Origin of the sequence: Amycolatopsis sp. M39 (assembly GCF_001651785.1) — a bacterium.
Classification (GTDB): Bacteria; Actinomycetota; Actinomycetes; order Mycobacteriales; family Pseudonocardiaceae; genus Amycolatopsis; species Amycolatopsis rubida.
The window spans coordinates 519,941-542,431 of record NZ_LWSF01000004.1; the positions used below are offsets into that span (position 1 = coordinate 519,941).

Genomic DNA, 22,491 nt, shown 5'->3' on the forward strand with positions numbered 1-22,491 from the left:
CCCCGATACGAAGCCAAAAACACTCAAGCTTCGGGGTGGTGGCCCCCACCTCACGACACGTACTGCTCCCGCAACTTCCGCTTGTAAAGCTTCCCGTTCGGATCCCGGGGCAGCTCCGGCAAGTAGTCGACCGACCGAGGCAACTTGAACCGAGCCAACCGAGTCTCCGCATACGCGAGCAGCTCGGACGTCAGCTCAGCCGACCCCTCAACCCCGTCCGCGGGCTGCACGACGGCCTTGATCTCCTCCCCCCAATCCTCGTGCGGCACCCCGAACACCGCCACATCCGCCACCTTCGGATGCATCACCAGCTCGCCCTCGATCTCCGCCGGGTAGATGTTCACCCCGCCGGAAATGATCATGTCGGCCTTGCGGTCGTGCAGGAACAGATACCCGTCCTCGTCGAGATGCCCGACGTCGCCCAGCGTGAACAGATCCCCGACGCGAGCCTTCTCCGTCTTGGCCTTGTCCCGGTGGTACTCGAACTTGGAATCGCCCATCTTCATGTACACCGCACCGGTCTCGCCGACCGGCACCTCGTGCCCGCCGTCATCAAGAATCCGGATCGTCGACCCCGGCCACGGCAACCCGACAGACCCCGGCTTCCGCAACCAGTCCTCGCCGGAAATCACCGTCCCGCCGCCTTCGGTCGCCGCGTAATACTCGGTGACAACCGGCCCCCACCACTCAAGCATCTGCCGCTTGACCTCAAGCGGACAAGGCGCGGCCCCGTGGATCATCACGCGCAGCGAGCTCAGGTCGTACTTCCCGCGCACCTCCTCCGGCAGGGCAAGCAACCGCCGGAACTGCGTCGGCACCATATGGCTGTGCGTAACCCGATGCCGTTCGATCAGCCGCAGCATTTCCTCGGCGTCCCACCGGTCCATCAGCACCGCGGTATGCCCCAGCTGCAGCGAAATAGCCACAAAATTCAACACTGCCGTGTGATACAACGGCGACCCGCACAGATGCACGTGCTCGTCGAACGGCCGCAGCCCGAACACGCCGAAGAACCACGTCGAAGCAGCAGGCACCTGATCCGGATCCGCCCCGGTCAACGGCCGCTTGACGCCTTTGGGCCGCCCAGTCGTGCCCGAGGTGTAGAGCATCGGCGACCCGGCGGTCCGATTGTCCGGCCGCCCCTCGCCCAGCCCCGCGCCCAGCTCCTCGACGCGGCGGAAGCCAGGCACTGAGCCGACCGAGAACCGCGCCGAAGCGGGCAGTCCGGCTTCGTCGGCCGCGGCCACCGCGACCTCGGCGAACCGCTCGTGCGCCAGAAACGCCTTGGCTCCGCTGTCGGAGAGGATGTACGCGACTTCCGGTCCGACCAGATGCCAGTTCACCACCACCACGTACAGCCCGGTCTGGATCGCCGCGAAGTACGCCGCGACCAGGTCGTCGCCGTTCGGCAGCAGCAGCACCACCGCATCGCCGACGCCGAGGCCGAGTTCGCGCAGCCCCGAGGCGTACCGGTTGGCTTTCGCCGTCAGATCGCCGTAGGAAATTTCCCGCCCGTCCGGATCCACCAGCGCCACCCGGGCGGGCTCGGCCGCGGCGATGGTCCACAGTCCCAGGTCCATAGTTCCCAAATCTAGAACGCGTTCCACATAGACACAACAGGTTCCTTGCCTCGGATTCGAGAACGTGTTTCACTCGAAGTCGTGACGGTTTCGGATGCCCCTCTGTCGGCGCCGCTCAACGTCGGCTTCGACTACACCCGTTCGACCGGCCCGGTGCTCGGCCGATTCGTCAACGCGCTGCGCGAACGCCGGATCGAAGGCGTGCGCGGCAGCGACGGACGCGTGCACGTGCCGCCGGTCGAGTACGACCCGGCCGCCGCGGACCCGTTGACGGAGTTCGTCCCGGTCGCCGCGGAAGGCGTTGTCGTTTCCTGGTCCTGGTGCGCGGATCCGCTCGACGGCCAGCCGCTGTCGCGTCCGTTCGCCTGGGTGCTGGTGAAACTCGACGGCGCGGACACCAGTCTGCTGCACGCCCTCGACGCCGGCTCCCCGGACAATGTCCACATCGGACAACGCGTGCGCGTGCGGTGGGCGGACGAAACCGTCGGCCACATCCGCGACATCGCGTACTTCCTGCCCTCCGGCGCGCCGGACACCACGCCGACCGAGGCTCCCCCGCCGGTGGCGAAGCGCGACGAAGGCGCGCCGGTCAGCGTGATCATCACGCCGGTGCACCTGAAATACCAGCATTCCGCGTCGCCGGAGGAAAGCCGGTACCTGCGCGGCCTCGCCGAAGGCCGGATGCTCGGCCAGCGCTGCCCCGAGTGCGGCAAGGTCTACATCCCGCCGCGCGGCGCGTGCCCGGTGGACGGCGTGCCGACCACCGACGAGGTGGAACTGCCCGACACCGGCATCGTCACGACGTTCTGCATCGTCAACGTCCCGTTCCTCGGCCAGCGCATCAAACCGCCGTACGTCGCGGCGTACATCCTGCTCGACGGGGCCGACATCGCCTTCCTGCACCTCGTGCTCGGCTGTGCCGCCGAGGAGGTCCGGATGGGCATGCGGGTGCGCGCCAACTGGCGGCCGCGCGAGGAATGGTGGACGTCGCTGGAGAACATCAGCCACTTCGAGCCCACCGGCGAACCGGACGCCGCGTACGAGACCTTCGCCCACCACCTGTGAGGAACCATGCCTGAAGTAGCCGTAGCCGGTTTCGCGCAGGCGCCCAACGTCCGCAAGACCGAGGGCACCACCAACGGCGTGGAAATGCTCGTGCCGATCCTCGCCGAGGCCTTCGCCGCGACCGGACTGTCCAAACAAGACATCGGATTCTGGTGCTCCGGATCGTCGGACTACCTCGCCGGGCGCGCGTTTTCGTTCATCGCCGCGGTGGACGCGCTGGGCGCGTTCCCGCCGATCAACGAGTCCCATGTGGAAATGGACGCCGCCTGGGCGCTGTATGAGGCGTGGCTGAAGATCCGCACCGGCGAGGTCGGCACCGCGCTCGTGTACGGCTTCGGCAAAGCCAGCGCCGGACAGCTCCGCCGGGTCATGGCGATGCAGCTGGACCCGTACCTCGTCACTCCGCTGTGGCCGGACTCGCTGGCGATCGCCGGCCTGCAAGCACGGTTGGGTCTTGACGGCGGGCTGTGGTCCGAAAAGGACTTGGCCGAAGTCGCTGCCCGTTCGCGGGCGGATGCGGCGAACAATCCGGCCGCACAGCTGTCCGGAACCGTGGACGTCGCCGAACTGCTCGACACTCCGTATGTCGCTGATCCCCTGCGCGCGCACGACATCGCGCCGGTGACGGATGGTGCGTCGGTGATCATCCTGGCGTCCGCGGAACGGGCCCGCGACCTCGTGGAGCGGCCCGCGATCATCTCCGGACTGGAGCACCGCATCGACTCCCCCGTCCTCGGCGCGCGCGACCTCACGCGTTCCCCGTCGACCGCCATCGCCGCGGCACGGCTGGATCTCGACGGCGTCGAACTGGCCGAACTGCACGCGCCGTTCACGCACCAGGAACTCATCCTGCGCCGCGAACTCGGTCTCGACGACCGCGTCCGGATCAACCCGTCCGGCGGCGCGCTCACCGGGAATCCCATGTTCTCCGCCGGGCTCGCGCGTATCGGCGAGGCCGCCGCGCGCATCCATCGCGGCGAGGCGGCCAAGACGCTCGCCCACGCGACCAGCGGACCCGCCCTGCAGCAGAACCTCCTCGCCGTGCTGGAGGCACGATGACGAAACAGCTCGCCGCGGTGCTCGGGACCGGGCAGACGCACCACCGCGCGAAGCGCACCGACGTGTCGATGGCCGGTCTGCTCCGCGAAGCGATCGACCGCGCGATGGCGGACGCCCAGGTCGGCTGGGACGACATCGAAGCCGTCGTGATCGGCAAGGCGCCGGACCTGTTCGAGGGCGTCATGATGCCCGAGCTGTTCCTCGCGGACGCATTGGGTGCGAACGGGAAACCGTTGATTCGCGTGCACACCGCGGGCTCGGTCGGCGGCTCGACGGCGCTGGTCGCCGCTTCGCTGGTCCAGTCCGGCGTGCACCGGCGCGTGCTGACGGTGGCATTCGAGAAGCAGTCCGAATCGAACGCGATGTGGGGCCTGTCGATTCTGCCGCCGTTCCAGATGCCGGTCGGCGCTGGCGCCGGTGGCTACTTCGCGCCGCACGTGCGGTCCTACATCCGCCGTTCCGGCGCGCCCGAGCACATCGGGGCGATCGTGGCGGCGAAGGATCGGCGCAATGGCGCGTTGAATCCGTTCGCGCACTTGCAGCAGGCCGACATCACGGTCGAGTCGGTGCAGGCCTCGCAGATGCTGTGGGACCCGATCCGGTACGACGAGACTTGCCCGTCCTCCGACGGCGCCTGCGCGATGGTGCTCGGCGACGAAGCCGCCGGAGACGCCGTGCCAGGCGGTGCGGCGTGGATCCATTCGACGGCGATGCGGACCGAGCCCACGACGTTCGCCGGACGCGACCAGGTCAGCCCGCAAGCCGGCCGCGACGCAGCCGCGGCGTTGTGGCGCGACGCCGGCATCACCGATCCGCTGTCCGAAGTGGACGTTGCCGAGATCTACGTGCCGTTCTCCTGGTTCGAGCCGATGTGGCTGGAAAACCTCGGCTTCGCCGCCGAAGGCGAGGGCTGGAAGATCACCGAAGCCGGCGAAACCGCGATCGGCGGACGGCTGCCGGTGAACCCGTCCGGCGGCGTGCTGTCGTCGAATCCCATTGGCGCTTCCGGGATGCTGCGGTTCTCCGAGGCGGCCAAGCAGGTGATGGGCCGCGCTGGCGACTATCAGGTGGACGGTGCGCGCATCGCGATGGGGCACGCCTACGGCGGCGGCTCGCAGTACTACAGCATGTGGGTGGTGGGGGCAGCAAAGCCCTCGTGAGCGTTTGTCCCGGTTCTAACCGGGACAAACGCTCACGAGTCCTTTCGCCGCCCCCTTCGCAACGCGACCGCCGCCCCCAACGCCCCCACTATCGCCCCCAGGACCGCCGCCTTCCCGCTGTGTTGTTTGGGCACGATGATCGGCCGCAGCTGCGTCGCCGCCGGGGGCTGGATCGGCTTGCGCGGAGCGTCGCGCGCGGTGGCGGTCCAGGCGGTGATGTAAATCAGCATCCGCGCGATCAGCGAGATGAAGAACAGCAGACCGATCACCGAACCGAACGCCACGCCGGAAGGCGACTTGCTGATCAGGTTCAGGTAGAACCCGCCGGCCAGCTTGAGCAGTTCGAAGCCCACCGCCGCGGCGACCGCGCCACGCATCGCACTGCGCCAGCCGACGCGTTCGCGCGGCAGCCGGGTGAGCACCCACAGGAACACCAGCCAGTCGGCGAGCAGCGCCAGCGGCACCGAGACGAACGACAGCAGGTTGTGTCCCCAGCTCGTGTCCTCGACCCCGACCAGCCCGAGCAGCGAGCGGCCGACCGCGGTGCCGGACACCGAGATCCCGAACGACACCAGCAGCGCCGCGGCCAGGCCGAGCAGCGCCAGGACGTCCATGAGGATCGTGCGCAGCAGCGGCTCCTCGGACCGGTTCTGGCCGTACATCGCGGTGAGCGCGTCCCGCAGCGCGTTCATCCAGTTCCAGCCGGAGTACAGGCCCACGACCAGACCGGCGACCCCGACTCCGGTGCGCTGCTCCACGAAGCCGGTCAGGATCGACGACACCTGCGCGCCGATCGGACCGGGGAGCGTGCCGGAAATGCCGCGCACCAGCGCGTCGAGCAGATGCGGCTGCGTGGCGAGCACGAACCCGGCCGCCGACGACGACAGCATGAGGATCGGCACCAGCGACAGCAGGCTGAAGTAAGTAATCGACGCGACGTAGTGGTAGCCGCCGTAGTCGATGTACCGGTTGGTGGCGCGCGCGATGTGGTCCAGCCATCGGTACCGGGCACGCGCGCGGGCCCACTTACTCGGCCCAGGGGTCTTGCGGGAACGCTTCACCGTCACTGTTTACCCAGCGGACGCGCTGTTTGTCGCAAAAGACACGCATTCAAGCCAGTACGACCGGGGCGTGCCCGTCGTCACGCGGCAGCGGCTCGTCGGTCGTGGCGAAGACGGTCGCGCCGAGGAAGTCCAGTTCGCAGCCCAGCGTCGCGAGGAACGGGGTGTCGGCGGCGTCGCGTCCGGTCGCGATGCGGAGCATGGACTGGCGCGGGGCCAGCCGAGTGGCGTCGAAGACGTACCAGCGGCCGTCGATGCCTGCTTCGAAAACCGCGTGGAAGTCCATCGGCTGCAAACCCGGCGCGTACACCGACGTGTAGCGCGCGGGCACGTCGACGAGTCGGCACAGTGCGACGCATACGTGCGCGAAGTCGCGACAGACGCCTTCGCCGGCGAGGAGCGTGTCGATGGCGTCGTGGGTGGGGTCGCCGGAGCCGACGACGTACGCAAGCCTGCCGTGTACGTGGTCCACGATCGCCTGCACTCGCGCCCGCGCGCCGTCCAGATCCCCGATGCCCGCCGGCAGCAGCCCGCCCATCCGGTCGCACGGACAGTACCGGCTGGGGCGGGTGTACCGCGCGATGTCGGCGAGCGTGACGGGTTCGGCATTGCCGCGGTGCAGCACGCGTTCGCCGTGATAGGCGACGCGATGCTCGCCCTCGGCGAGGTCGTACACCTCCGCGCGGGTGCCGTGTTCGAACTCGGCGGTGCGCGCGGAACCGGCGTCGGACACGGTGAGTTCGCCGGCGTCCGCGCGCACGGCGGCGACCGAGATCGCGGCGAGGCCGGGTTTCGTCACCCGGACGCCGAATTCCGCGTCTACCGTCGTGCGCACGGGGCCATCATGCCGGTGCGTCGCGCTCCTTGCCGGTCAGCTCGCGTCCCCGGGCGTTTCGCCTGCTCAGGCGTAGCGGACCTGGTAGTGCTTGATCCCGTTGAGCCAGCTGGAACGCAGCCGCTCCGGCGCGGAGACCTCGGCGATGCCCGGCATCGCCTCGGCGATCGCGTTGAAGATCAGGTCGATCTCCAGCCGGGCCAGGTTCGCGCCGATGCAGTAGTGCGAACCGGTGCCGCCGAAGCCGACGTGCTGGTTGTCCTCGCGCAGGATGTCGAACTTGCCGGGTTCGTCGAAGACCTCGGGGTCGAAGTTGGCCGAGCTGTAGAACATCCCGACGCGGTCGCCCTCGCGGATCCGCGCGCCGCCCAGTTCGGTGTCGCGGGTCGCGGTGCGCTGGAAGGCGACGACCGGCGTCGCCCAGCGGACGATCTCGTCCGGCGCGGTCTTCGGGCGCTGCTCCTTGAAGACGTCCCACTGGTCCGGGTGGTCCAGGAACGCCTTCATGCCGTGCGTGATCGCGTTGCGGGTGGTCTCGTTGCCCGCGACGGCCAGCAGGATCACGAAGAACCCGAACTCGTCGGAGCCGAGCGATTCGCCGTCGACGTCGGCCTGGACGAGCTTCGTGACGATGTCGTCCATCGGGCAGCGGCGGCGGTCCTCGGCCATGTTCCAGGCGTAGCCGACGAGTTCGGCGGACGCGGCGATCGGCTCGAGGTCGTATTCCGGGTCGTCGTAGGCGATCATCTGGTTGGACCAGTCGAAGATCTTGAGCCGGTCCTCCTGCGGCACGCCGATCAGCTCGGCGATCGCCTGCAGCGGCAGCTCGCACGCGACGTCGGTGACGAAGTCGCCGGTGCCCTTCTTCTTGGCCTCGTGCACGATCCGCTCGGCGCGCTCGCGCAAGGTGTCCTCAAGCTTGGCGATCGAGCGCGGGGTGAACCCCTTCGAGACGATGCGGCGGAGCTTGGTGTGCTGCGGCGCGTCCATGTTCAGCAGGACGAGCCGGTTGGCGTCGAGGCCCTCGGCGGTCATCTGGTCGTCGAACCGGATGATCGCGGTCTTTTCCCTCGACGAGTAGAGCTCGCTGTCGCGCGAGACCGCCTTGACGTCGGCGTGTCGCGTGACGACCCAGTAGCCGTCGTCGCCGAATCCGGCGGTGTTGTGCGGCTGCGGGTTCCACCAGACGGGCGCCGTGCGGCGGAGTTCGGCGAACTCCTCCAGGGGCAGCCTGCTGGCGTAGAGGTCCGGATCGGTGAAGTCGAAACCGGCGGGCAAAAGCGGAGCTGCCACGGCTTGGCCTCCTGCGCGGGATCGGCGGTGATACCCAACTGCAACGCGTTCTATGACCCCAGTAGAGCATACGGTGTTAACCAGTGGAACCCGCTTGAGTGAAACCTGTTTACTTTACCGTTCCAGAAGTCGTTGGCGCAGGTGAGCGCACGCTCATCGTTTCGTGATCGACTTCCGCGCTGCCGTGCGTTCGCTTGTCATTAACAGGAACGTGTTCTAGTTTTGCGGGTAGGAAGCTTCCGGAAGGGGACACTCGTGGGCGAACCGGTGATCGTGGCCGCGGCACGCACGCCGATCGGCAAGCGCGGCGGCTGGCTGTCCGGCCTGCACGCGGCCGAACTGCTGGGCGCGGCGGTGCGCGGGGTGGTCGAACGGGCGGGCATCGACCCGGCCGAGGTGGAGCAGGTGATCGGCGGAGCGGTCACGCAGGCGGGCGAGCAGTGCGGCAATCTGACCCGCACCGCTTGGCTGCACGCGGGCCTGCCGGAATCGACCGGAGCCACGACGATCGACGCGCAATGCGGTTCGGCGCAGCAGGCCGCGCATCTGATCGCCGGCTTGATCGCGGCGGACGCGATCAGCGTCGGCGTCGCGTGCGGCGCGGAAGCGATGAGCCGAGTTCCCCTCGGCGCGAACCGCGGCGAGGGCGTCGGCTCCCCCAAGCCGGACGCGTGGTCGATCGACCTGCCGGACCAATACGGTGCGGCAGAACGGATCGCGATCCGGCGCGGCATCACGCGCGAGGACGTCGACGCGTTCGGAGTGCGGTCGCAGACCAACGCCGCCGCCGCGTGGTCGGCTGGGCATTTCTCGCGGGAGATCGTGCCGGTCACGACGGAAGCCGGTGCGGTGGACCGGGATCAGGGGCTGCGGGAGACCACAATGGAGGGTCTGGCGCGGTTGAAGCCCGTGGTGCCGGACGGAATCCACACGGCGGGTTCGTCGTCCCAGATCTCCGACGGCGCCGCGGCGGTGCTGATCATGGACGCCTCGCTGGCCCGCTCGCTCGGCCTGCGCCCGCGTGCGCGGATCCGGCGGCAGGCACTGGTCGGCGCGGAGCCGTACTACCACCTGGACGGTCCGGTCCAGGCCACGACGCGGGTTCTCGACGCGGCCGGGATGAAGATCGGCGACGTGGACCTGTTCGAGGTGAACGAGGCCTTCGCGTCGGTCGTGCTTTCGTGGCAGCGCGTGCACAATCCGGACGAGACACGGGTGAACGTCAACGGCGGAGCGATCGCGCTGGGGCACCCGGTGGGGAGCACCGGCGCGCGGCTGCTGACGACCGCGCTGCACGAACTGGAACGCCGCGACGCGACGACGGCGCTGGTGTCGATGTGCGCGGGCGGGGCGATGGCTACCGCGACGATTCTGGAGCGGATCTGAGCTGACGGGGCACAGCCACCGCGGCAAACGGGAAGCGGAGCATCGCCACAGCGATGAACGGGGAGCCGGGCGGAGCCGACGGAGCATCGCCACAGCGACGAACGGCGAGCCGAGCGGAGCCGACGGAGCATCGCCACAGCGGCGACCTCGAAGCCGGGCGGAGCCAGTTGGGCGTGGCTGCTGCGACAAACCGGAACTGAGCAGGCAGCCCGGGTCTGGCCGGTTACGTGCCGCGCTGGCACCAGTTCCGTTGCGGCAAGCAAACTCTCACGCGGAAAGCCCACCGGTTCGACGGCGCAGCCGCGGCACGCCAGCGCCGGGAGCTTTCCGCCGCCGGTGCGGTGCTGGTTAAGGCCGGTCGTCCGTCCAGAAGCAGAACGGATGCCCGGCCGGATCCAGCAGCACGCGCACATGCTGCTGCGGCTGAAACTCCGTCACCCGAGCACCCGCGGCGACCGCCTTCGTGACCGCGGATTCCAGCGCCGCGCGGCCGTCGACCTCGAAGTCGAGGTGCAACTGCATCTGCTGCTCCCCGGCACCGGCGGGCCACACCGGCGGCACGTACCGCGTTTCCCGCTGAAACGACAGCCCCGCCCCGCCACCGGACGGCCGCAAGGTGACCCACTCCGGCTCATCGGCGCCGATCGGCCACCCGAGCAACTCCCGGTAGAACTCGGCCAGCGCGCGAGGGTCGGGCGCGTCGAGCACAGTGGACGTGAGTTTCATCGGCCCAGGCTAGGGCTCATCGCACTGTTCGCTCCACACATCTCCAGCCTTCTCCCCGGTCCGCCACCGCGCCCTGTCCTCAGCGCTTCCCAGCGGCTCTCAGCGCTCCTTAACGCCTCCCACTCTCCCCATCGGCCCCAGCGCTCCAGCGGTCCTCAACGCCTGCCCCTGTCTCCAATGGCCCCAGCGCTCCAGCGGTCCTCAACGCCTCCCCCTNCCTGTCTCCAATGGCCCCAGCGCTCCAGCGGTCCTCAACGCCTCCCCCTGTCTCCAATGGCCCCAGCGCTCCAGCGGTCCTCAACGCCTCCCCCTCTCTCCAGCGCCCCTCCTGACGACCCGCGCCGCGAGCGCCGTCATCGGGAGCGGAGCGGGCTCCCCTCCCCCATCACCCCAGCTCGGTCCGCACCGCGGGACCGTTGTCCGGCCTCGCGAACCGCACCCAGCTGCCCGGATGCCATGATTCGATCCACAGCGTGTTGTCCTCCACCCACGTCACCACGGCCTCTCGCAGATCCAGCCGGAACAGGTGGCTTTCCTGGCCCTCCTGGATGCGCGCGACCTCCGCCCGGTCGGTGATCTCCACCGCGCGGCCGGCGATTTTCGCGTCGCCGCCTTCCTCGATGCCGGGGCAGGCGTGCAGGGCGAAGCGGTCGTCGCGCTGGAGGTCGCGGGCCTTGCGGGCGTCGAGCATCGACCCGACGTACGCCTCGCCGTCGCGGAAGTCGATCTCCGAACCGCTCACCCGTGGCGAACCGTCGCTGCGCAGGGTGGCCAAGACGTGCGAATCCGCGGCGGCGAAGCGGGCCCGTACGCGCGAGGCCAGTGACGGGGCGGCGGCACTGAACTCATCCCAACTCGTCATTCCCGGAGTCTCGCACCCGCCACCGACAAAAACCGGCGTCCCGGAAGCGATCGGGTGACCCGGGTTGTGCTTGACTCTCGGCATGATCGCGGAAGACGCGGAGACTGCCGAGCATCGCTGTCCGGTCGAGGGCGGCGAGCTGGCCGTCCGCACGACCGGCGAGGGGCCGCGGCTGCTGCTGGTCCCCGGCGGGACCGGCGCGGCGGACTCGTTCCGGGCGCTGGTCAAGCTTTTGCGCACGGACTTCACCGTGATCACCTATGACCGGCGCGGCCATTTCTCCAGCACGGACACCACCACCGGACCCGTTCCGGTGCCGCTGCAGGCGGACGACGCGCTCGCGGTTCTCGACCACGTCGGCGGGAGCGGGCCGGTCGCGATGTTCGGCACCAGTGCCGGCGCGTTGATCGGGCTGGATCTCGTCGCGCGGCATCCGGACCGGGTCGCCGCGTTCGTCGCGCACGAACCGCCCGCGATCCAGCTGATGCCGGACGCCGAGGGGATTCTCGAGGCCGCCGCGGCGCAGGTCCGGCTGGCCCGTTCGGGTGATCTGATGGGCGCGGTCACGCGGTTCGCGGACGGGATCGCCGGAGCCGCGCTGCCCGACCTGCCGCATCTGCGGCTGCCGAACGAGGGCGACTGGCTCCGGTTGTTCGACCGCGAGCTGACCGAGTTCTTCGACTACCTGCCGGACTTGCGCGCGCTGCGCCGGACGAACACCGAGATCGTGCCGGTCGCCGGGGAGGGCAGCCGCGGCTGGTACCACTACCAGCCCGCCAAAATCCTCGCGCTCGAACTCGGGCTGCCCTTCACCGAGACGCCGGGCGCGCACCTGGCGCCGCAGCGCAATCCGGCCAAGTTCGCGGCCGCGCTGAAGGATCTCCTCGCCGGCGCCTGAAGGTCCGTGCGGGAACCACGAGGGACTCCCTCACGCACCTTCCGCGCCAGGATCGGCAGCCCGCCGGCGCCGCGGGAACTCCCGCACCAGCCCCGGCAGGATCGCCAAGACCAGGACCCACAGGAACCGCGCCGGAGTCAGCGTCCCGCCGAGAAATCCCAGCCCGGCCGGGATCCCCAGCCCGGCGAGCACCGCGACGAAATCCCACCGTTTCCACATCTTGGAGGCCACCCGCGCCGCGACGCCCACCATCGTGAACGCGGCGACACAGCCGCACAGCAGCCACCGCGTCCCCGCGGCGACGTGCCCGGGCGAGACCGACTCCACGACATCCCCGAACCCGGCCGCCAGCGCCGCCAGCAACCCGGCCACCAGGCAATGCACCGGCAGCAGAGCCCGCGGCCCCCAGGCAGTGTGCGACAAGTAGGGAATCCCGCCGAAGCCCTGGAACAACGCCGCGCCCCACAATGCCGCGAGCAGCGCCAGCACCCCGAGAACCGTCCAGAACAACGGTCCGGCCCAGTCCGGGACCTCCGTCGCCGCCTCGGTGACGGTCAGGACGCCCTCGCCCAGCACGATGATCGTGAACAGCCCCAGCCGCTCGCCGAAGTGCGCGATGTCCAAGTGCGCGAAAGCCAGCCCCGGCACCGGCCGCCTGGACTGGGTGGCTCGTTCCGTCATCCTGGCCGCGACCCGCTCCCCGGACATGGTCAGCCCGGCCACCAGGTCGATCCCCAGCCCCAGCGCCCACAGCAGGTACTTCCCGGGCGCGTCGACCCAGAACGAAACGAACCACGGCACCACGCCCATCCCGGCGTGCACGACCGGCCATTCGACAATGATCCGGGTGTTCTCCCGGCCCTCCCACACCCGGCTCGCCAGACCGCGCACCGCGACGTAAGCGATCGCGAAGGCTTGGGCGTGCTCGTCGAGGTCGTGCACCGCGCCGGCCATGAAAACGAGCCCGGCCATCGCCAGCAGCACCGGCATCGTGTGCGCCGCTTCGCCGGTGACGTTGCCGTACACGGTGAAGCACATCCACGCGGTCCAGAACGCGAGGAAGCACACGACGTAGAGGCCGGCGTCGCTCCAGGAAGTCGTTCCGCGCACGAGGTGCGAAAGCTGGGCGACGCCGGCGACCGCGACCAGGTCGAAGAAAAGCTCAAGCCAGGAAGCGTGGCGTTCCTCGGTTTTCATGATCACGGCGGCCAGTATGCCGTGCTCCCGAAAGCCCCGCCCTAAACCGCGCGCGCTCCGTCCTGCCAGACTTCCCGAACGTTCCCCGCCAGAGCCGGGAAATCGTAAATATCGCCCGAAACAACCACGAGGTCCGCGCAATGCCCCGGAGCCAAGCGGCCCAGTTCGCCGTCCTTGCCCAGCAGCTGAGCGGCCGACGACGTCGCGGCGGCCAGCACGGCCGCGGGGCTCATCCCGGCCGTCCGCATCAGGTCCAGCTCTTCGAGATTCGTCCCGTGCGGGCCGACGCCGCTGTCGGTGCCCATCGCGATCCGGACCCCGGCTTCGACGGCCCGGCGCACTGAATCCAGATGGACCTCCGCGACCTCTTTCGCTTTCTGCACCACCGCATCCGGCAGCGCGGCGCCGGCGGCCGCCGCGCGGATGACGTTCACCGGCGCCACCAACGTCGGGACGAGCCAGGTGCCGCGCGCGAGCATCAGTTCGATCGCCTCGTCGTCGAGGTAGATGCCGTGTTCGATCGACCGGATCCCGGCGCGGACGGCGTTCTTGACCCCCTCCGCGCCCTGCGCGTGGGCCATCACCGCACGCCCCCGCATGGTCGCTTCGGCGACCAGGACGGCCAATTCCTCCGGGGTGAACTGCGAATGCCGGGGATCGTCCCGAGGAGACAGCACGCCACCGGTAGTACAGACCTTCAGCACGTCGGCCCCGGCGCGCAGCAGCGTGCGTGCGACTCGGCGCATCTCGTCGGGGCCGTCCGCCAGCGCACTCGGACGGCCGGGGTGCGGGAGCGAGAGCGGGACGCAATGCCCGGACGGCATCCATCCGTCGCCGTGCCCGCCCGTCGGGCTGATCAGGCCGATCGCGATTTCCAGGCGAGGCCCGGGGATCAAGCCGTCCGCGAGCGCCTGCTTGATGCCCAGATCGGCCCCGGCGGCGTCGCGCACGGTGGTGATGCCGAGCTTCAGCGTGGTCCACAGGTTCCGGGCCGCCTCGTAGAACTGGTACGAGAACGGCTTCTGGACGCGCTGCAGCAACCCGAGATCGGACACCGTGACGTGCACGTGGCAGTCGAACATCCCGGGCAGCAGCATCGCGCCGGCGCAGTCCACCGCGCGGTCGCCGTCGAGGCCCGGGCCGACCTCGACGATCCGGCCGTCCTCGACCGCGACATCCGCGAGCGCGGGCGCGCTGCCCGTCCCGTCGAACACCGTGCCGCCGGTGAAAAGGGTCCGCGTCATACCGGTTCTCCTGTCCGCACAACGTCTCCGGACCGGTTCCCGGCCCGTTCGACGGCTGCCGCGATCGCGAGCACGACCACGTTGACCGCGAGCCCGACCAGCCCGACGTTCACGGTGCCGGCGAGCTTGGTGTCCACGAAGGTCAGCCAGATCACCACGACCTCGCCCGCCAGCAGCCCGGCGAACACCGGAACCTTGCCGACCGGGACCTTCTTCAGGAAGCCCAGCAGGTTCGCCGGGGCCAGCTGCACCGACCCGGAGTAGGTGAGCAGCAGCAGGTTCGCCAGCAGGTCCGGCCGGAAGATGCCGAGCACCAGGGCGAGCGCGCTGGCCAGCACGACTGTCCCGTGGTTGATCCAGAACTGCCTGCGCTCGCCGCGCACCCGGGTGATGTTCCTTGCCACCAGTGAGGAAATGCCGATCAGGATGCCCGCCGCGGGCACCATCGCGGTGGCCGTCGCGGCGACGACCACGAGCCCGGTGACCCAGCCCGGCAGCGCCTCCTTGCTCAACGACAGCAGCACGCCGTTCGGGTCGCTTCCCTTGGGCACCACCAGGATCGCCGCGAATCCGATGATCATCGGCAGCAGCAGGCACAGCTCGTACACCGGCATCCAGGTGTAGTTGCGGCGCAGCACCTTCGGGTCGCGCGCGGACATCAGCGCGGGCCAGGTGTGCGGCAGCGTCATCAGCCCGACGCCGATCGCGCTGACCAGCATGCTGGTGATGAACCACGTGTGGTCGTTGGCCCCGGCGTGCACGAACAGCTTCTCCGGATGCAGCTGGTCGATCTTGTGGAACACCCCGGACACGCCGCCCGCGAAATGCGCGGGCACCGCGATGATCAGCACCACCAGGACGACGAGCATGATCGCGTCCTTGAAGTACGACGTCGCCGCGACGCCGCGCAGCCCGGCCCACAGCACGAACGCGACCACCAGCACGCTGCCCGCGATCATGCTGAGCGTGCCGGAGGCGTGGTCGCCGGTGACGAGCCGGACGATCAGTCCGAGCCCGGTGATCTGCAGTTGCAGGTACGGCAGCACGAACACGACGCCGAGGATCGCCGACACCGTGCCCAGCGCGCGGCTCGAATACCGGTCCTCGAGGAAATCGCCCTGGGTCAGGTAGCCGCGCTCCTTGCCCATCCGCCAGATCCGCTTGGCGAGGAAGAACAAGAGGACGTAAGCGATCGGCACGTAGGGCAGCGCGTACATCGCGGCCACGCCGCCGGAGAACGCCAGCCCGGCCATGCCGAGGAAGGTGAAGGTCGTGAAGACCTCGCCGGCTTGCAGAAACCACATGGTCAGCGCGCCGAACTTCCGGCCGCCGACGGTCCATTCCGCGAGGTCCGCGGCGGGACGGCGGCGGCCGACGAAGCCGAGCACGCCGATGAGCACGATGCCGGCGAGGGTGAAGGCGAGGATCATCGTCAATCCTCCTCGCCGCTGCGGGACAGCAGCCGTTCCGACAGCAGCAGCGCCGGAGTGAACATGAGACACCAGAACGCGCCCCAGACCATCATCTTCGGCAAGCCCAGCCACAGGCCGGAGGAGTTGACGAAGGGGAGGAACGGCATGAGGACGAGAGCGACTACGGGGACGATCGGGGGGAGGTAGTAGCTGCGCATGCGAACACGCTGCCAGAAGGCGCGGCTCTCGGCAGGTTGGTTTCGTACCGGTTTCGCAGCCCTCGAACCGCGCGCCGCGGCCCGGTTTTACAACGGGATGGCGTGCTCTGGTGGATCAGCGCCTCGACGGTCCGGCGGGAGGTGTCCTGACGGCTGTCGCTCAGGGTTGCCGCCAGCCGGCCTGTCTCGGTGCCGGTCGCCTCGCGCACCTGGTGCACCACGGCTCGTCCCGCCGGGGTGACCGTGACGTGGACGGCGCGGCGGTTGCCGGGGACGGCGATGCGCTGGACCAGGCCGCGGCGTTCGGCGCGGTCCACCAGCCCGGTGACGCTGGACTTCTCCAGTTCGAGGATTCCGGCCAGGTGCCGCATGCCGATCTCGCGGCCGTCCAGCACGGCGAGCTTGCGCAGCCGGGTGACGGACAGTCCGTGCCGGCCCAGTACGGCTTGCACGATGAACGACAGCTGGACGAGGGCGTCGGTCAAGTTCAGCTCCGGCGGCGGGAGGTCCGCGGGCGGGGAAGCGGCCACGGGGACCAGGTCGGCCTGCTCAGTTCGTGACACCAACTATTTTGGTTCGTGTAACCAACAGTCCGCGAGGCGAACTAAAGGGCGGACCGCGACCATGGCGGACAAGAAACGCATTGCTGTCGTCGTGGGCGGCACTCGCCCTTCCCGGATCTGCGGGGATGTCGCGGCCTGGACACGGGCTGGTCGGCCTCGCGGAGATCGCGTTGCCGTTCCTGGACGAGCCGGTCAAGTCCGCGGCGCAGCAGTAGGACCACGATCGGGGCTGTCCGGGGGGGTGCTCAAGAACGCGCTGGACTACCTCTGCCGGGAGTGGCGCGCTCGGCCCGCGAGCCTGCTCGCCTGCGGCACCCGCGGTGGCGGGAAGGCTGCGCGACATCGAGGGCACGCTCCGGCCGAACCGCGCGCTGCTGAGCAAGATCGACGAAGAAATGGCCGAAGCGCTGAGCCGGCGGAACCGGCAGAACCGTCAATGACCGGAGGAATGATCATGACTGAACCGTCACGCCGGGTGGGTTTCATCGGGCTCGGGAGGATGGGCACTGCCCTCGCCGGTCGCCTGCTCGACGCGGGCTACGACGTCACCGTGTGGAGCCGCAGCGCGGGCAAAGCGGACGAGCTGGCAGTGCGAGGCGCGACCGTGGGCGAAACTCCCGAGGACGCGATCGCGACCGGGACCGTCTTCTCCATGTTGAGCGACGAAGCGGCGGTGCGGCAGGTGTTCACCGCCGAGCGGATGCGCTCCGCGCCGGAGGGCTTCGCCCACGTCAACCACGCGACAATCAGCCCGGAGGCAGCCCGCGAGTTCGCCGCGCGGGGCGGGCGGTACCTCAGTGCGCCGGTGGTCGGCCGCCCGGAAGCAGTGGTGGCCGGGAACCTGACTGTGCTGGTGTCCGGCGACGCGGACGTCCGCGCCGAAACGGCGCCGATGCTCGCCGCGATCGGACGGCGGGTCTGGGAGTTCGGCGACGCCGCGGACGCCGCGCCGACGGCGAAGATTTCGGTGAACTATCTGATCATTCACGCATTGCAGGCGCTGTCCGAGTCGATCACCTTGCTGCAGCACGCCGGACTGGACGCCGGGCGGTTCGTCGACATGATCAACGATTCCGTCTTTCCCGGCGCGGTTTACCGCGGCTACGGGGACGCCATCGCCGCCGGCGCCTACACGCCGCCGGGGTTCACCGCCGCGCTGGGGCTGAAGGACCTGAAGCTCGCGCTGGACACCGCCGGCGAGCTGGGCGTCGAACTGCTCTCCGGACCGGTTCTTCAGGACGTGTTCGCCACTGCGGTCGACCAGGTCGGCGCGGACCTCGACTGGGCGAGCATCGCGGAGGTGACCCGGCGGCGGTCCGGCGGCGAGCTGCGCTGAGGAGGCGTCGCTGCGCGGAGGGGCGGCGGGAAGCAGACCGCCGAACGACGGAAATTTCATGGGCACACGGAGTAACCCTGCTGCCCCTCACGGCCGCGCCGGAGCCGTCGCCCGGCGCCTCGGCACGCGCTTGAGCAGCACCGCTTCGGGAATGCACAGGAGCGGGGTGGGGACAACCCCAGCACGAGCCGTCGGGTCTGCTGGTTTCCCGCCGGGGCGCCGCGCCGCAATACTCGCCCGGGTGACCACCGAAAAGCTCGTCCTCCCCTCGCCCCCACGGCCGGGAAGCGACTTCGCCCGGCTTTGCCGCCGGATCACCGACGCCGGTCTGCTCGACCGCCGCCCCGGCTACTACACCGCTCGAATCTCGCTCGTGACCGTGCTGTTCGCGGGAGGCTGGGTCGCGTTCGCGCTGCTCGGCGACTCGTGGTGGCAGCTCGCCGTGGCCGCGTTCCAGGCGTTCCTGTTCGGGCAGATCGCCCTGCTTTCGCACGATCTCGCGCACCGGCAGGTGTTCCGGACGCGCCGTCCCGCGGAGATCGCCGGGCGCCTCGCCGGGAACCTCGGCATCGGGATGAGCTACGGGTGGTGGATGGACAAGCACACCCGCCACCACGCCAACCCGAACCACGAGGAGCTGGACCCGGACGTCGACCCGGACATCCTCGTCTGGTCCCAGCGCCAGGCCCGCGAGGCGCGCGGCCTGCCCCGGTTCGTCGGGCGGCACCAGGCGCTGCTGTTCTTCCCGCTGCTCACCCTCGAAGGCCTCAACCTGCACTGGTCCGGCATCCGCGCCGTCGCGCGCCCCGGACTGCGCCGCCGCGGGCTCGAAGCGGCGTTGCTGTTCACCCACCTCGCGGTCTACCTCGCCGCGCTGTTCATCGTCCTGCCGCCGGGCCTGGCGCTGCTGTTCTTCGCGGTCCACCAGGGACTGTGGGGCGTCTACATGGGTTCGATCTTCGCGCCGAACCACAAGGGCATGCCGACGCTGACCGGCAAGACGGATCTGGACTTCCTGCGCAAGCAGGTGCTCACCTCCCGGAACGTCGCGGGCGGACCGGTGATCGACGTCCTGCTCGGCGGCCTCAACCACCAGATCGAGCACCACTTGTTCCCGAGCATGCCGTCGGTGCACCTGCGCCGCGCCCAGCCGGTGGTGGAGGCCTACTGCGCCGAGATCGGCATCCCGTACCTGCGCACCGGGCTGGTGTCCTCGTACCGGCAGACGCTGCGGCACCTGCACGAAGCTGGGGCTCCTCTCAGGAACGCTTCCTAGACTCGGTGGCATGAGCTTCCCAGCATTGATTCCGGCGGCCTTCGGCGCGAAGGCCGCCGGAGCTCGTGCTGAGCGGATGCGCCAGTCTCCGCAGTACGCCGACGGCGTCTTCCACAACGCCGCCGCCACTCGTGCGACGCCCTCCTCCCCCGGCGGGCTCGTGCGCGAATTCCTGTTCGGCGAGGACCGCGCCCGCCGGCGGCCGGGCGGCGCGATCCCGCTGGTCTCCTCGCCCGCCGCCTCCTCCGCCGACGGTCTTTTCCTTACCTGGTACGGACATGCGTCCACGTTGGTGGAGATCGACGGCGCCCGCGTGCTGTGCGATCCGGTGTGGGGCGACCGGGTTTCGCCCGCCGCGTTCGCCGGGCCGCGGCGGCTGCACGCTCCCCCGGTTTCGCTGCGGGAGCTGGGCAGGCTGGACGCGATCGTGATCTCCCACGACCATTACGACCACCTGGACCTGCCCACCGTCCAGACGTTGATTTCGCTGACCGACGCACCCTTCCTCGTCCCGCTCGGCGTCGGCGCGCATCTCGAACGGTGGCACGTCCCGGCCGCGCGGATCATCGAACTCGACTGGCACGAGGACGCTCTCGTGGCCGGGATCCGCTTCGTCGCCACGCCCGCGCAGCACTTCTCCGGCCGCGGCCTCGCGAACGACAGCACGCTGTGGGCGTCGTGGGTGATCGCCGGTCCGGAGCATCGCGTGTACTACAGCGGCGACACCGGATATTTCGCCGGTTTCGCCGAGATCGGCGCGAAGCACGGCCCGTTCGACGCGACGCTGATCCAGGTCGGCGCGTACGCCCCGCAGTGGCCGGACATCCACATGACGCCGGAGGAAGGCGTCGCCGCCCATCTGGACGTGCGCGGCGGACTGTTGATCCCGGTGCACTGGGCGACGTTCACGCTGGCCATGCACGCCTGGCCGGATCCCGCGGACAAGGTGTGGCGGGAGGCCAGGGCCAACGACCTCCCGCTCGCGATCCCGAAACCCGGGCAGCGGATCGACGCGGCCGCCGCGGCGCCGGTGGACGGCTGGTGGCAGACCCTGGGCTGACGGACGGCCGCACCGTCCGCCAGCGCCCGCACCCCGCCGCGCCGGCCCGAGCGGACCCGGCCGGCGCGGCGGCAACCTGCTGCGGGCGTCCGAACGGACCCCGCTCCGCGTGACCCGGGCCAGCGGTCCGCGCTCGTGTGGCTCCGCTAGACCGAGGCGCGAGAAGACCCGAACTCGATCCGGTGCCGATGCACGTCCCCGAACATCTTGTCCGGAGTCAGCACCGTCTTCATCATCAGGGGCATCAGCAGATCCCGCATAATTCGCGCCACCGGCCCCGCCGCCTTGTCGTTGTTGATCTTCGCCGCCCGCGCGATGATCCGCTCGACCCATTCCCGCCGGGCCGCCTCGTACTGGGCGAAAGCCGTTGCCGCGTCAGGAGCGTCCCGCAACGCACGAGCCAGTTCGAGAGAGCTCTCGATCGCCTGCGACGCTCCCTGCCCGGAACTCGGCGACGTCGGATGCGCGGCGTCGCCGACCAGGACGATCCGGCCGCGATGCCACGTCCGCACCGTCGGGATGTCCTCCAGGATCCCCGGCTGGGCGACGTCCGCCGGCTTCAGCAGGGAGATGATGTCGCGCGCCGGGACGTCGTCCGCGTGCCGTTCGCGCAGCACCGAGAGCCAGTGCTCCGGCGACGCGGTCTTCGCCTCCGCCGGGTCGGCGGCGGGGACGTTGCTGAACCAGAGAATCTCGTCCGCGTCGACGAAGTAGCCGAAGAACGCCCGTTTGCCGAAGGCGAAATGCTGGTAGTTCCCGGTGACCGGCAGGCCGGGGTTGCGGATCCAGCCGCCGAGGCCGAGCAATCCGGCGTAGCGCGGAGCAGGCGCCGCCGGGTCCACAGCGGACCGGACCGCCGACCGGATGCCGTCCGCGCCGATCAGCACGTCGCCGGTCGCGGAGGAACCGTCGGCGAAATGCGCGACCACCTGGTCCGGCTTGTTCTCGACAGACTTCAGGCGCTTGCCGAATTCGACCGCGATCCCCCGGCTCAGCGCTTCGTCCATCAGCGCGCGGTACAGCCGGTCCCGGCGCAGCAGCAGGCTCGACGGCAGGCCCGGCAGCCCGTCGAATCTGCCGGCTACCCGGCCGTTGTGGTTCTGCATCACCATTCCGGGCACCTCGATGCCGACCGCGGCCACCGCGTCGTCGGCGTCGATCTGCCGCAAAGCGTTGCGGCCGTTGGGAGACAGCGTCAGCGCGCTGCCGACTCCGTCCGCGGCCTTCGGGTAAGCCTCGTAGACAGCGGCTTCGATTCCCGCCCGCTGCAACGCCATCGCGGTCGTCGCGCCGGCGATGCCGCCGCCGATCACCACTACGTTCATGTTCTCCCCTTGAAATAGGTTTCCCACGCCTGCCGGTAGTCCTCCCCGGCGACCGACTCGGCGAGCCGTTCGACGAAGCCGCGCTCCGCCTCGGCCTTCGTCAGCCGGTAGTCCTCCTCGACCAGGAACCACCAGGCGAGCCCCTGCTCCCGCGCGGCGTCGATCGTCGCGCGGATTTCGCCGGCGATCGCGGCGAGCGCGGCCAGCCGCTGCCGCAGCAGCTCGCGCACCTCGTCCGCCGGCAGCACCATGAACAGCGACAACGCCGCCCCGAACAGCGGATACTCGGTGGCCGGCTCGGCGACGAGCTCGCGCATCCAGTCGAACAGCTCAAGCCGTCCGGTGGGGGTGATGGCGTAGACCGTCCGCTCCGGGCGCGCCGAATCGCGCAGCGTCTCCCGCGCCGCGATGAACCCGGCCTTCTCCAGCTGCCCGACCACCATGTACAGCGAGCTGCGGGTGTACTTGAAGTCCCGCTCCTTGCCGTACTCCACGAACCGCCGTGCCATCTCGTAGGGATGCATCGGCTCCTCGAGCAAGCCCGCCAGCACGGCCAGCCCGAGCGGGTTCCCCACCACGCGTCGCTTCACCACAGCTCCTTAGTCAGGATCGACTATACGCATAAGAATGGTCGATGTCGACTATCACTGCGTGGGGTAGGAAGGACCGATGAAGCTCAAGCTCGATCTTCACGACATCTACAACCGCGGCGGGGAGATCGACCGGGCGCTGCGCGCGGTCATCGACGAGGCGGTCGCGAAGAAGGCGCCGCTCGTGGAGATCATCCCGGGCAAAGGGTCCGGGCAGCTGAAGAAGCACGTGCTGCGGTTCCTGGAGCGCAAGGACGTGAAGGCGCTCTACCACCGCGTCGAGAAGGACAAGGACAACTTCGGGCGGGTGTTCGTGCACTTCCGCTGGAAGTAGGCCTCGTGCGC

The 22,491-nt window shown here is 69.6% G+C and carries 22 protein-coding genes; 9 read left to right on the forward strand and 13 right to left on the reverse strand.

Going from position 1 to position 22,491, the window contains the following annotated elements; genetic code table 11:
* Positions 1 to 50: 50 nt before the first annotated feature.
* Complete coding sequence (locus A4R44_RS13000) at positions 51 to 1,580, reverse strand: acyl-CoA synthetase (protein WP_067579579.1); 1,530 nt, start codon at positions 1,578 to 1,580, stop codon at positions 51 to 53.
* 81 nt (positions 1,581 to 1,661) lie between these two features.
* Between A4R44_RS13000 and A4R44_RS13005 the strand changes: the two genes are divergently transcribed.
* The 3 genes from A4R44_RS13005 to A4R44_RS13015 are packed head-to-tail and all read left to right on the forward strand — an operon-like array spanning position 1,662 to position 4,864.
* Positions 1,662 to 2,645: a Zn-ribbon domain-containing OB-fold protein gene (locus A4R44_RS13005; RefSeq protein WP_067579581.1), complete on the forward strand. Its 984-nt coding sequence runs from the start codon at positions 1,662 to 1,664 to the stop codon at positions 2,643 to 2,645.
* Between the two features lie 6 nt (positions 2,646 to 2,651).
* Positions 2,652 to 3,704, forward strand: a complete 1,053-nt coding sequence (locus tag A4R44_RS13010; RefSeq protein ID WP_067579583.1) for a thiolase domain-containing protein — start codon at positions 2,652 to 2,654, stop codon at positions 3,702 to 3,704.
* Positions 3,701 to 4,864: a thiolase domain-containing protein gene (locus tag A4R44_RS13015; RefSeq protein WP_067579585.1), complete on the forward strand. Its 1,164-nt coding sequence runs from the start codon at positions 3,701 to 3,703 to the stop codon at positions 4,862 to 4,864. Before A4R44_RS13010 ends, A4R44_RS13015 begins: the two co-directional genes overlap by 4 nt.
* 32 nt (positions 4,865 to 4,896) lie before the next feature.
* On the opposite strand, the gene A4R44_RS13020 is transcribed toward A4R44_RS13015, so the two are convergent.
* From A4R44_RS13020 to A4R44_RS13030, 3 genes are all read right to left on the reverse strand, one after another.
* Positions 4,897 to 5,931 (reverse strand): YhjD/YihY/BrkB family envelope integrity protein, encoded by a 1,035-nt coding sequence (locus tag A4R44_RS13020; RefSeq protein ID WP_067579587.1) that lies wholly within the window; start codon positions 5,929 to 5,931, stop codon positions 4,897 to 4,899.
* Between the two features lie 43 nt (positions 5,932 to 5,974).
* The gene (locus A4R44_RS13025; protein ID WP_067579589.1) at positions 5,975 to 6,760 is read right to left on the reverse strand and encodes a transglutaminase family protein; all 786 of its coding nucleotides are present in this window, start codon (positions 6,758 to 6,760) and stop codon (positions 5,975 to 5,977) included.
* 66 nt (positions 6,761 to 6,826) lie between these two features.
* Entirely contained in the window at positions 6,827 to 8,053 is a 1,227-nt protein-coding gene (locus A4R44_RS13030; protein WP_067579591.1) for a cytochrome P450, read from the reverse strand.
* Positions 8,054 to 8,308: 255 nt separating this feature from the next.
* On the opposite strand from A4R44_RS13030, the gene A4R44_RS13035 reads away from it, so the two are divergent.
* Entirely contained in the window at positions 8,309 to 9,439 is a 1,131-nt protein-coding gene (locus tag A4R44_RS13035; RefSeq protein ID WP_067579593.1) for a steroid 3-ketoacyl-CoA thiolase, read from the forward strand.
* A gap of 348 nt (positions 9,440 to 9,787) precedes the next feature.
* Here the strand turns inward: A4R44_RS13035 and A4R44_RS13040 are convergent, their stop codons facing one another.
* Both A4R44_RS13040 and A4R44_RS13045 read right to left on the reverse strand, forming a co-directional pair.
* Positions 9,788 to 10,165: a VOC family protein gene (locus A4R44_RS13040; protein WP_067579595.1), complete on the reverse strand. Its 378-nt coding sequence runs from the start codon at positions 10,163 to 10,165 to the stop codon at positions 9,788 to 9,790.
* 385 nt (positions 10,166 to 10,550) lie between these two features.
* Positions 10,551 to 11,027: a pyridoxamine 5'-phosphate oxidase family protein gene (locus tag A4R44_RS13045; protein WP_067579597.1), complete on the reverse strand. Its 477-nt coding sequence runs from the start codon at positions 11,025 to 11,027 to the stop codon at positions 10,551 to 10,553.
* 82 nt (positions 11,028 to 11,109) lie between these two features.
* On the opposite strand from A4R44_RS13045, the gene A4R44_RS13050 reads away from it, so the two are divergent.
* Positions 11,110 to 11,925 (forward strand): alpha/beta fold hydrolase, encoded by an 816-nt coding sequence (locus tag A4R44_RS13050; protein WP_067579600.1) that lies wholly within the window; start codon positions 11,110 to 11,112, stop codon positions 11,923 to 11,925.
* 30 nt (positions 11,926 to 11,955) lie between these two features.
* Here the strand turns inward: A4R44_RS13050 and A4R44_RS13055 are convergent, their stop codons facing one another.
* Genes A4R44_RS13055 through A4R44_RS13075 form a run of 5 tightly spaced genes read right to left on the reverse strand, consistent with a single transcriptional unit; the run spans position 11,956 to position 16,559 of the window.
* Positions 11,956 to 13,122, reverse strand: coding sequence for a low temperature requirement protein A (locus A4R44_RS13055; RefSeq protein ID WP_067580184.1), 1,167 nt, complete (start codon positions 13,120 to 13,122; stop codon positions 11,956 to 11,958).
* Positions 13,123 to 13,163: 41 nt separating this feature from the next.
* Positions 13,164 to 14,366 (reverse strand): amidohydrolase family protein, encoded by a 1,203-nt coding sequence (locus A4R44_RS13060; protein ID WP_067579602.1) that lies wholly within the window; start codon positions 14,364 to 14,366, stop codon positions 13,164 to 13,166.
* Positions 14,363 to 15,796, reverse strand: a complete 1,434-nt coding sequence (locus A4R44_RS13065) for a sodium:solute symporter (protein ID WP_067579604.1) — start codon at positions 15,794 to 15,796, stop codon at positions 14,363 to 14,365. The genes A4R44_RS13060 and A4R44_RS13065 overlap by 4 nt, the downstream gene beginning before the upstream one ends.
* Positions 15,797 to 15,798: 2 nt before the next feature.
* The gene (locus tag A4R44_RS13070; protein ID WP_037713222.1) at positions 15,799 to 15,996 is read right to left on the reverse strand and encodes a hypothetical protein; all 198 of its coding nucleotides are present in this window, start codon (positions 15,994 to 15,996) and stop codon (positions 15,799 to 15,801) included.
* Entirely contained in the window at positions 15,960 to 16,559 is a 600-nt protein-coding gene (locus A4R44_RS13075) for a MarR family winged helix-turn-helix transcriptional regulator (RefSeq protein WP_232791585.1), read from the reverse strand. The genes A4R44_RS13070 and A4R44_RS13075 overlap by 37 nt, the downstream gene beginning before the upstream one ends.
* Positions 16,560 to 17,013: 454 nt before the next feature.
* On the opposite strand from A4R44_RS13075, the gene A4R44_RS13080 reads away from it, so the two are divergent.
* The 3 genes from A4R44_RS13080 (at position 17,014) to A4R44_RS13090 (ending at position 20,231) form a co-directional block, all read left to right on the forward strand.
* Positions 17,014 to 17,895 (forward strand): NAD(P)-dependent oxidoreductase, encoded by an 882-nt coding sequence (locus A4R44_RS13080; protein WP_067580186.1) that lies wholly within the window; start codon positions 17,014 to 17,016, stop codon positions 17,893 to 17,895.
* Positions 17,896 to 18,136: 241 nt separating this feature from the next.
* A complete protein-coding gene (locus A4R44_RS13085; RefSeq protein ID WP_067579607.1) occupies positions 18,137 to 19,171 on the forward strand; it encodes an acyl-CoA desaturase in 1,035 nt (344 codons plus the stop codon).
* A 10-nt stretch (positions 19,172 to 19,181) separates the two neighbouring features.
* A complete protein-coding gene (locus A4R44_RS13090) occupies positions 19,182 to 20,231 on the forward strand; it encodes an MBL fold metallo-hydrolase (protein WP_067579611.1) in 1,050 nt (349 codons plus the stop codon).
* A 146-nt stretch (positions 20,232 to 20,377) separates the two neighbouring features.
* On the opposite strand, the gene A4R44_RS13095 is transcribed toward A4R44_RS13090, so the two are convergent.
* Both A4R44_RS13095 and A4R44_RS13100 read right to left on the reverse strand, forming a co-directional pair.
* Positions 20,378 to 21,556, reverse strand: a complete 1,179-nt coding sequence (locus tag A4R44_RS13095; protein WP_067579613.1) for an NAD(P)/FAD-dependent oxidoreductase — start codon at positions 21,554 to 21,556, stop codon at positions 20,378 to 20,380.
* On the reverse strand, positions 21,553 to 22,146 hold the full coding sequence (locus tag A4R44_RS13100) for a PadR family transcriptional regulator (protein ID WP_232791586.1): 594 nt from the start codon (positions 22,144 to 22,146) through the stop codon (positions 21,553 to 21,555). Before A4R44_RS13100 ends, A4R44_RS13095 begins: the two co-directional genes overlap by 4 nt.
* A gap of 79 nt (positions 22,147 to 22,225) precedes the next feature.
* Here A4R44_RS13100 and A4R44_RS13105 point away from each other — a divergent pair, with 79 nt between their 5' ends.
* Positions 22,226 to 22,480 (forward strand): Smr/MutS family protein, encoded by a 255-nt coding sequence (locus A4R44_RS13105; RefSeq protein ID WP_009075408.1) that lies wholly within the window; start codon positions 22,226 to 22,228, stop codon positions 22,478 to 22,480.
* The last annotated feature ends 11 nt before the right edge of the window (positions 22,481 to 22,491 follow it).

Excerpts from the sequence above, each read along its gene's own strand:
- A4R44_RS13045 (WP_067579597.1), bottom strand. The coding sequence starts at position 11,027 with ATGACGAGTTGGGATGAGTTCAGTGCCGCCGCCCCGTCACTGGCCTCG.
- A4R44_RS13095 (WP_067579613.1), bottom strand. The coding sequence starts at position 21,556 with ATGAACGTAGTGGTGATCGGCGGCGGCATCGCCGGCGCGACGACCGCG.
- A4R44_RS13070 (WP_037713222.1), bottom strand. The coding sequence starts at position 15,996 with ATGCGCAGCTACTACCTCCCCCCGATCGTCCCCGTAGTCGCTCTCGTC.
- A4R44_RS13040 (WP_067579595.1), bottom strand. The coding sequence starts at position 10,165 with ATGAAACTCACGTCCACTGTGCTCGACGCGCCCGACCCTCGCGCGCTG.
- A4R44_RS13000 (WP_067579579.1), bottom strand. The coding sequence starts at position 1,580 with ATGGACCTGGGACTGTGGACCATCGCCGCGGCCGAGCCCGCCCGGGTG.
- A4R44_RS13010 (WP_067579583.1), top strand. The coding sequence starts at position 2,652 with ATGCCTGAAGTAGCCGTAGCCGGTTTCGCGCAGGCGCCCAACGTCCGC.
- A4R44_RS13090 (WP_067579611.1), top strand. The coding sequence starts at position 19,182 with ATGAGCTTCCCAGCATTGATTCCGGCGGCCTTCGGCGCGAAGGCCGCC.
- A4R44_RS13080 (WP_067580186.1), top strand. The coding sequence starts at position 17,014 with ATGACTGAACCGTCACGCCGGGTGGGTTTCATCGGGCTCGGGAGGATG.
- A4R44_RS13060 (WP_067579602.1), bottom strand. The coding sequence starts at position 14,366 with ATGACGCGGACCCTTTTCACCGGCGGCACGGTGTTCGACGGGACGGGC.
- A4R44_RS13065 (WP_067579604.1), bottom strand. The coding sequence starts at position 15,796 with ATGATCCTCGCCTTCACCCTCGCCGGCATCGTGCTCATCGGCGTGCTC.
- A4R44_RS13055 (WP_067580184.1), bottom strand. The coding sequence starts at position 13,122 with ATGAAAACCGAGGAACGCCACGCTTCCTGGCTTGAGCTTTTCTTCGAC.
- A4R44_RS13050 (WP_067579600.1), top strand. The coding sequence starts at position 11,110 with ATGATCGCGGAAGACGCGGAGACTGCCGAGCATCGCTGTCCGGTCGAG.
- A4R44_RS13015 (WP_067579585.1), top strand. The coding sequence starts at position 3,701 with ATGACGAAACAGCTCGCCGCGGTGCTCGGGACCGGGCAGACGCACCAC.
- A4R44_RS13105 (WP_009075408.1), top strand. The coding sequence starts at position 22,226 with ATGAAGCTCAAGCTCGATCTTCACGACATCTACAACCGCGGCGGGGAG.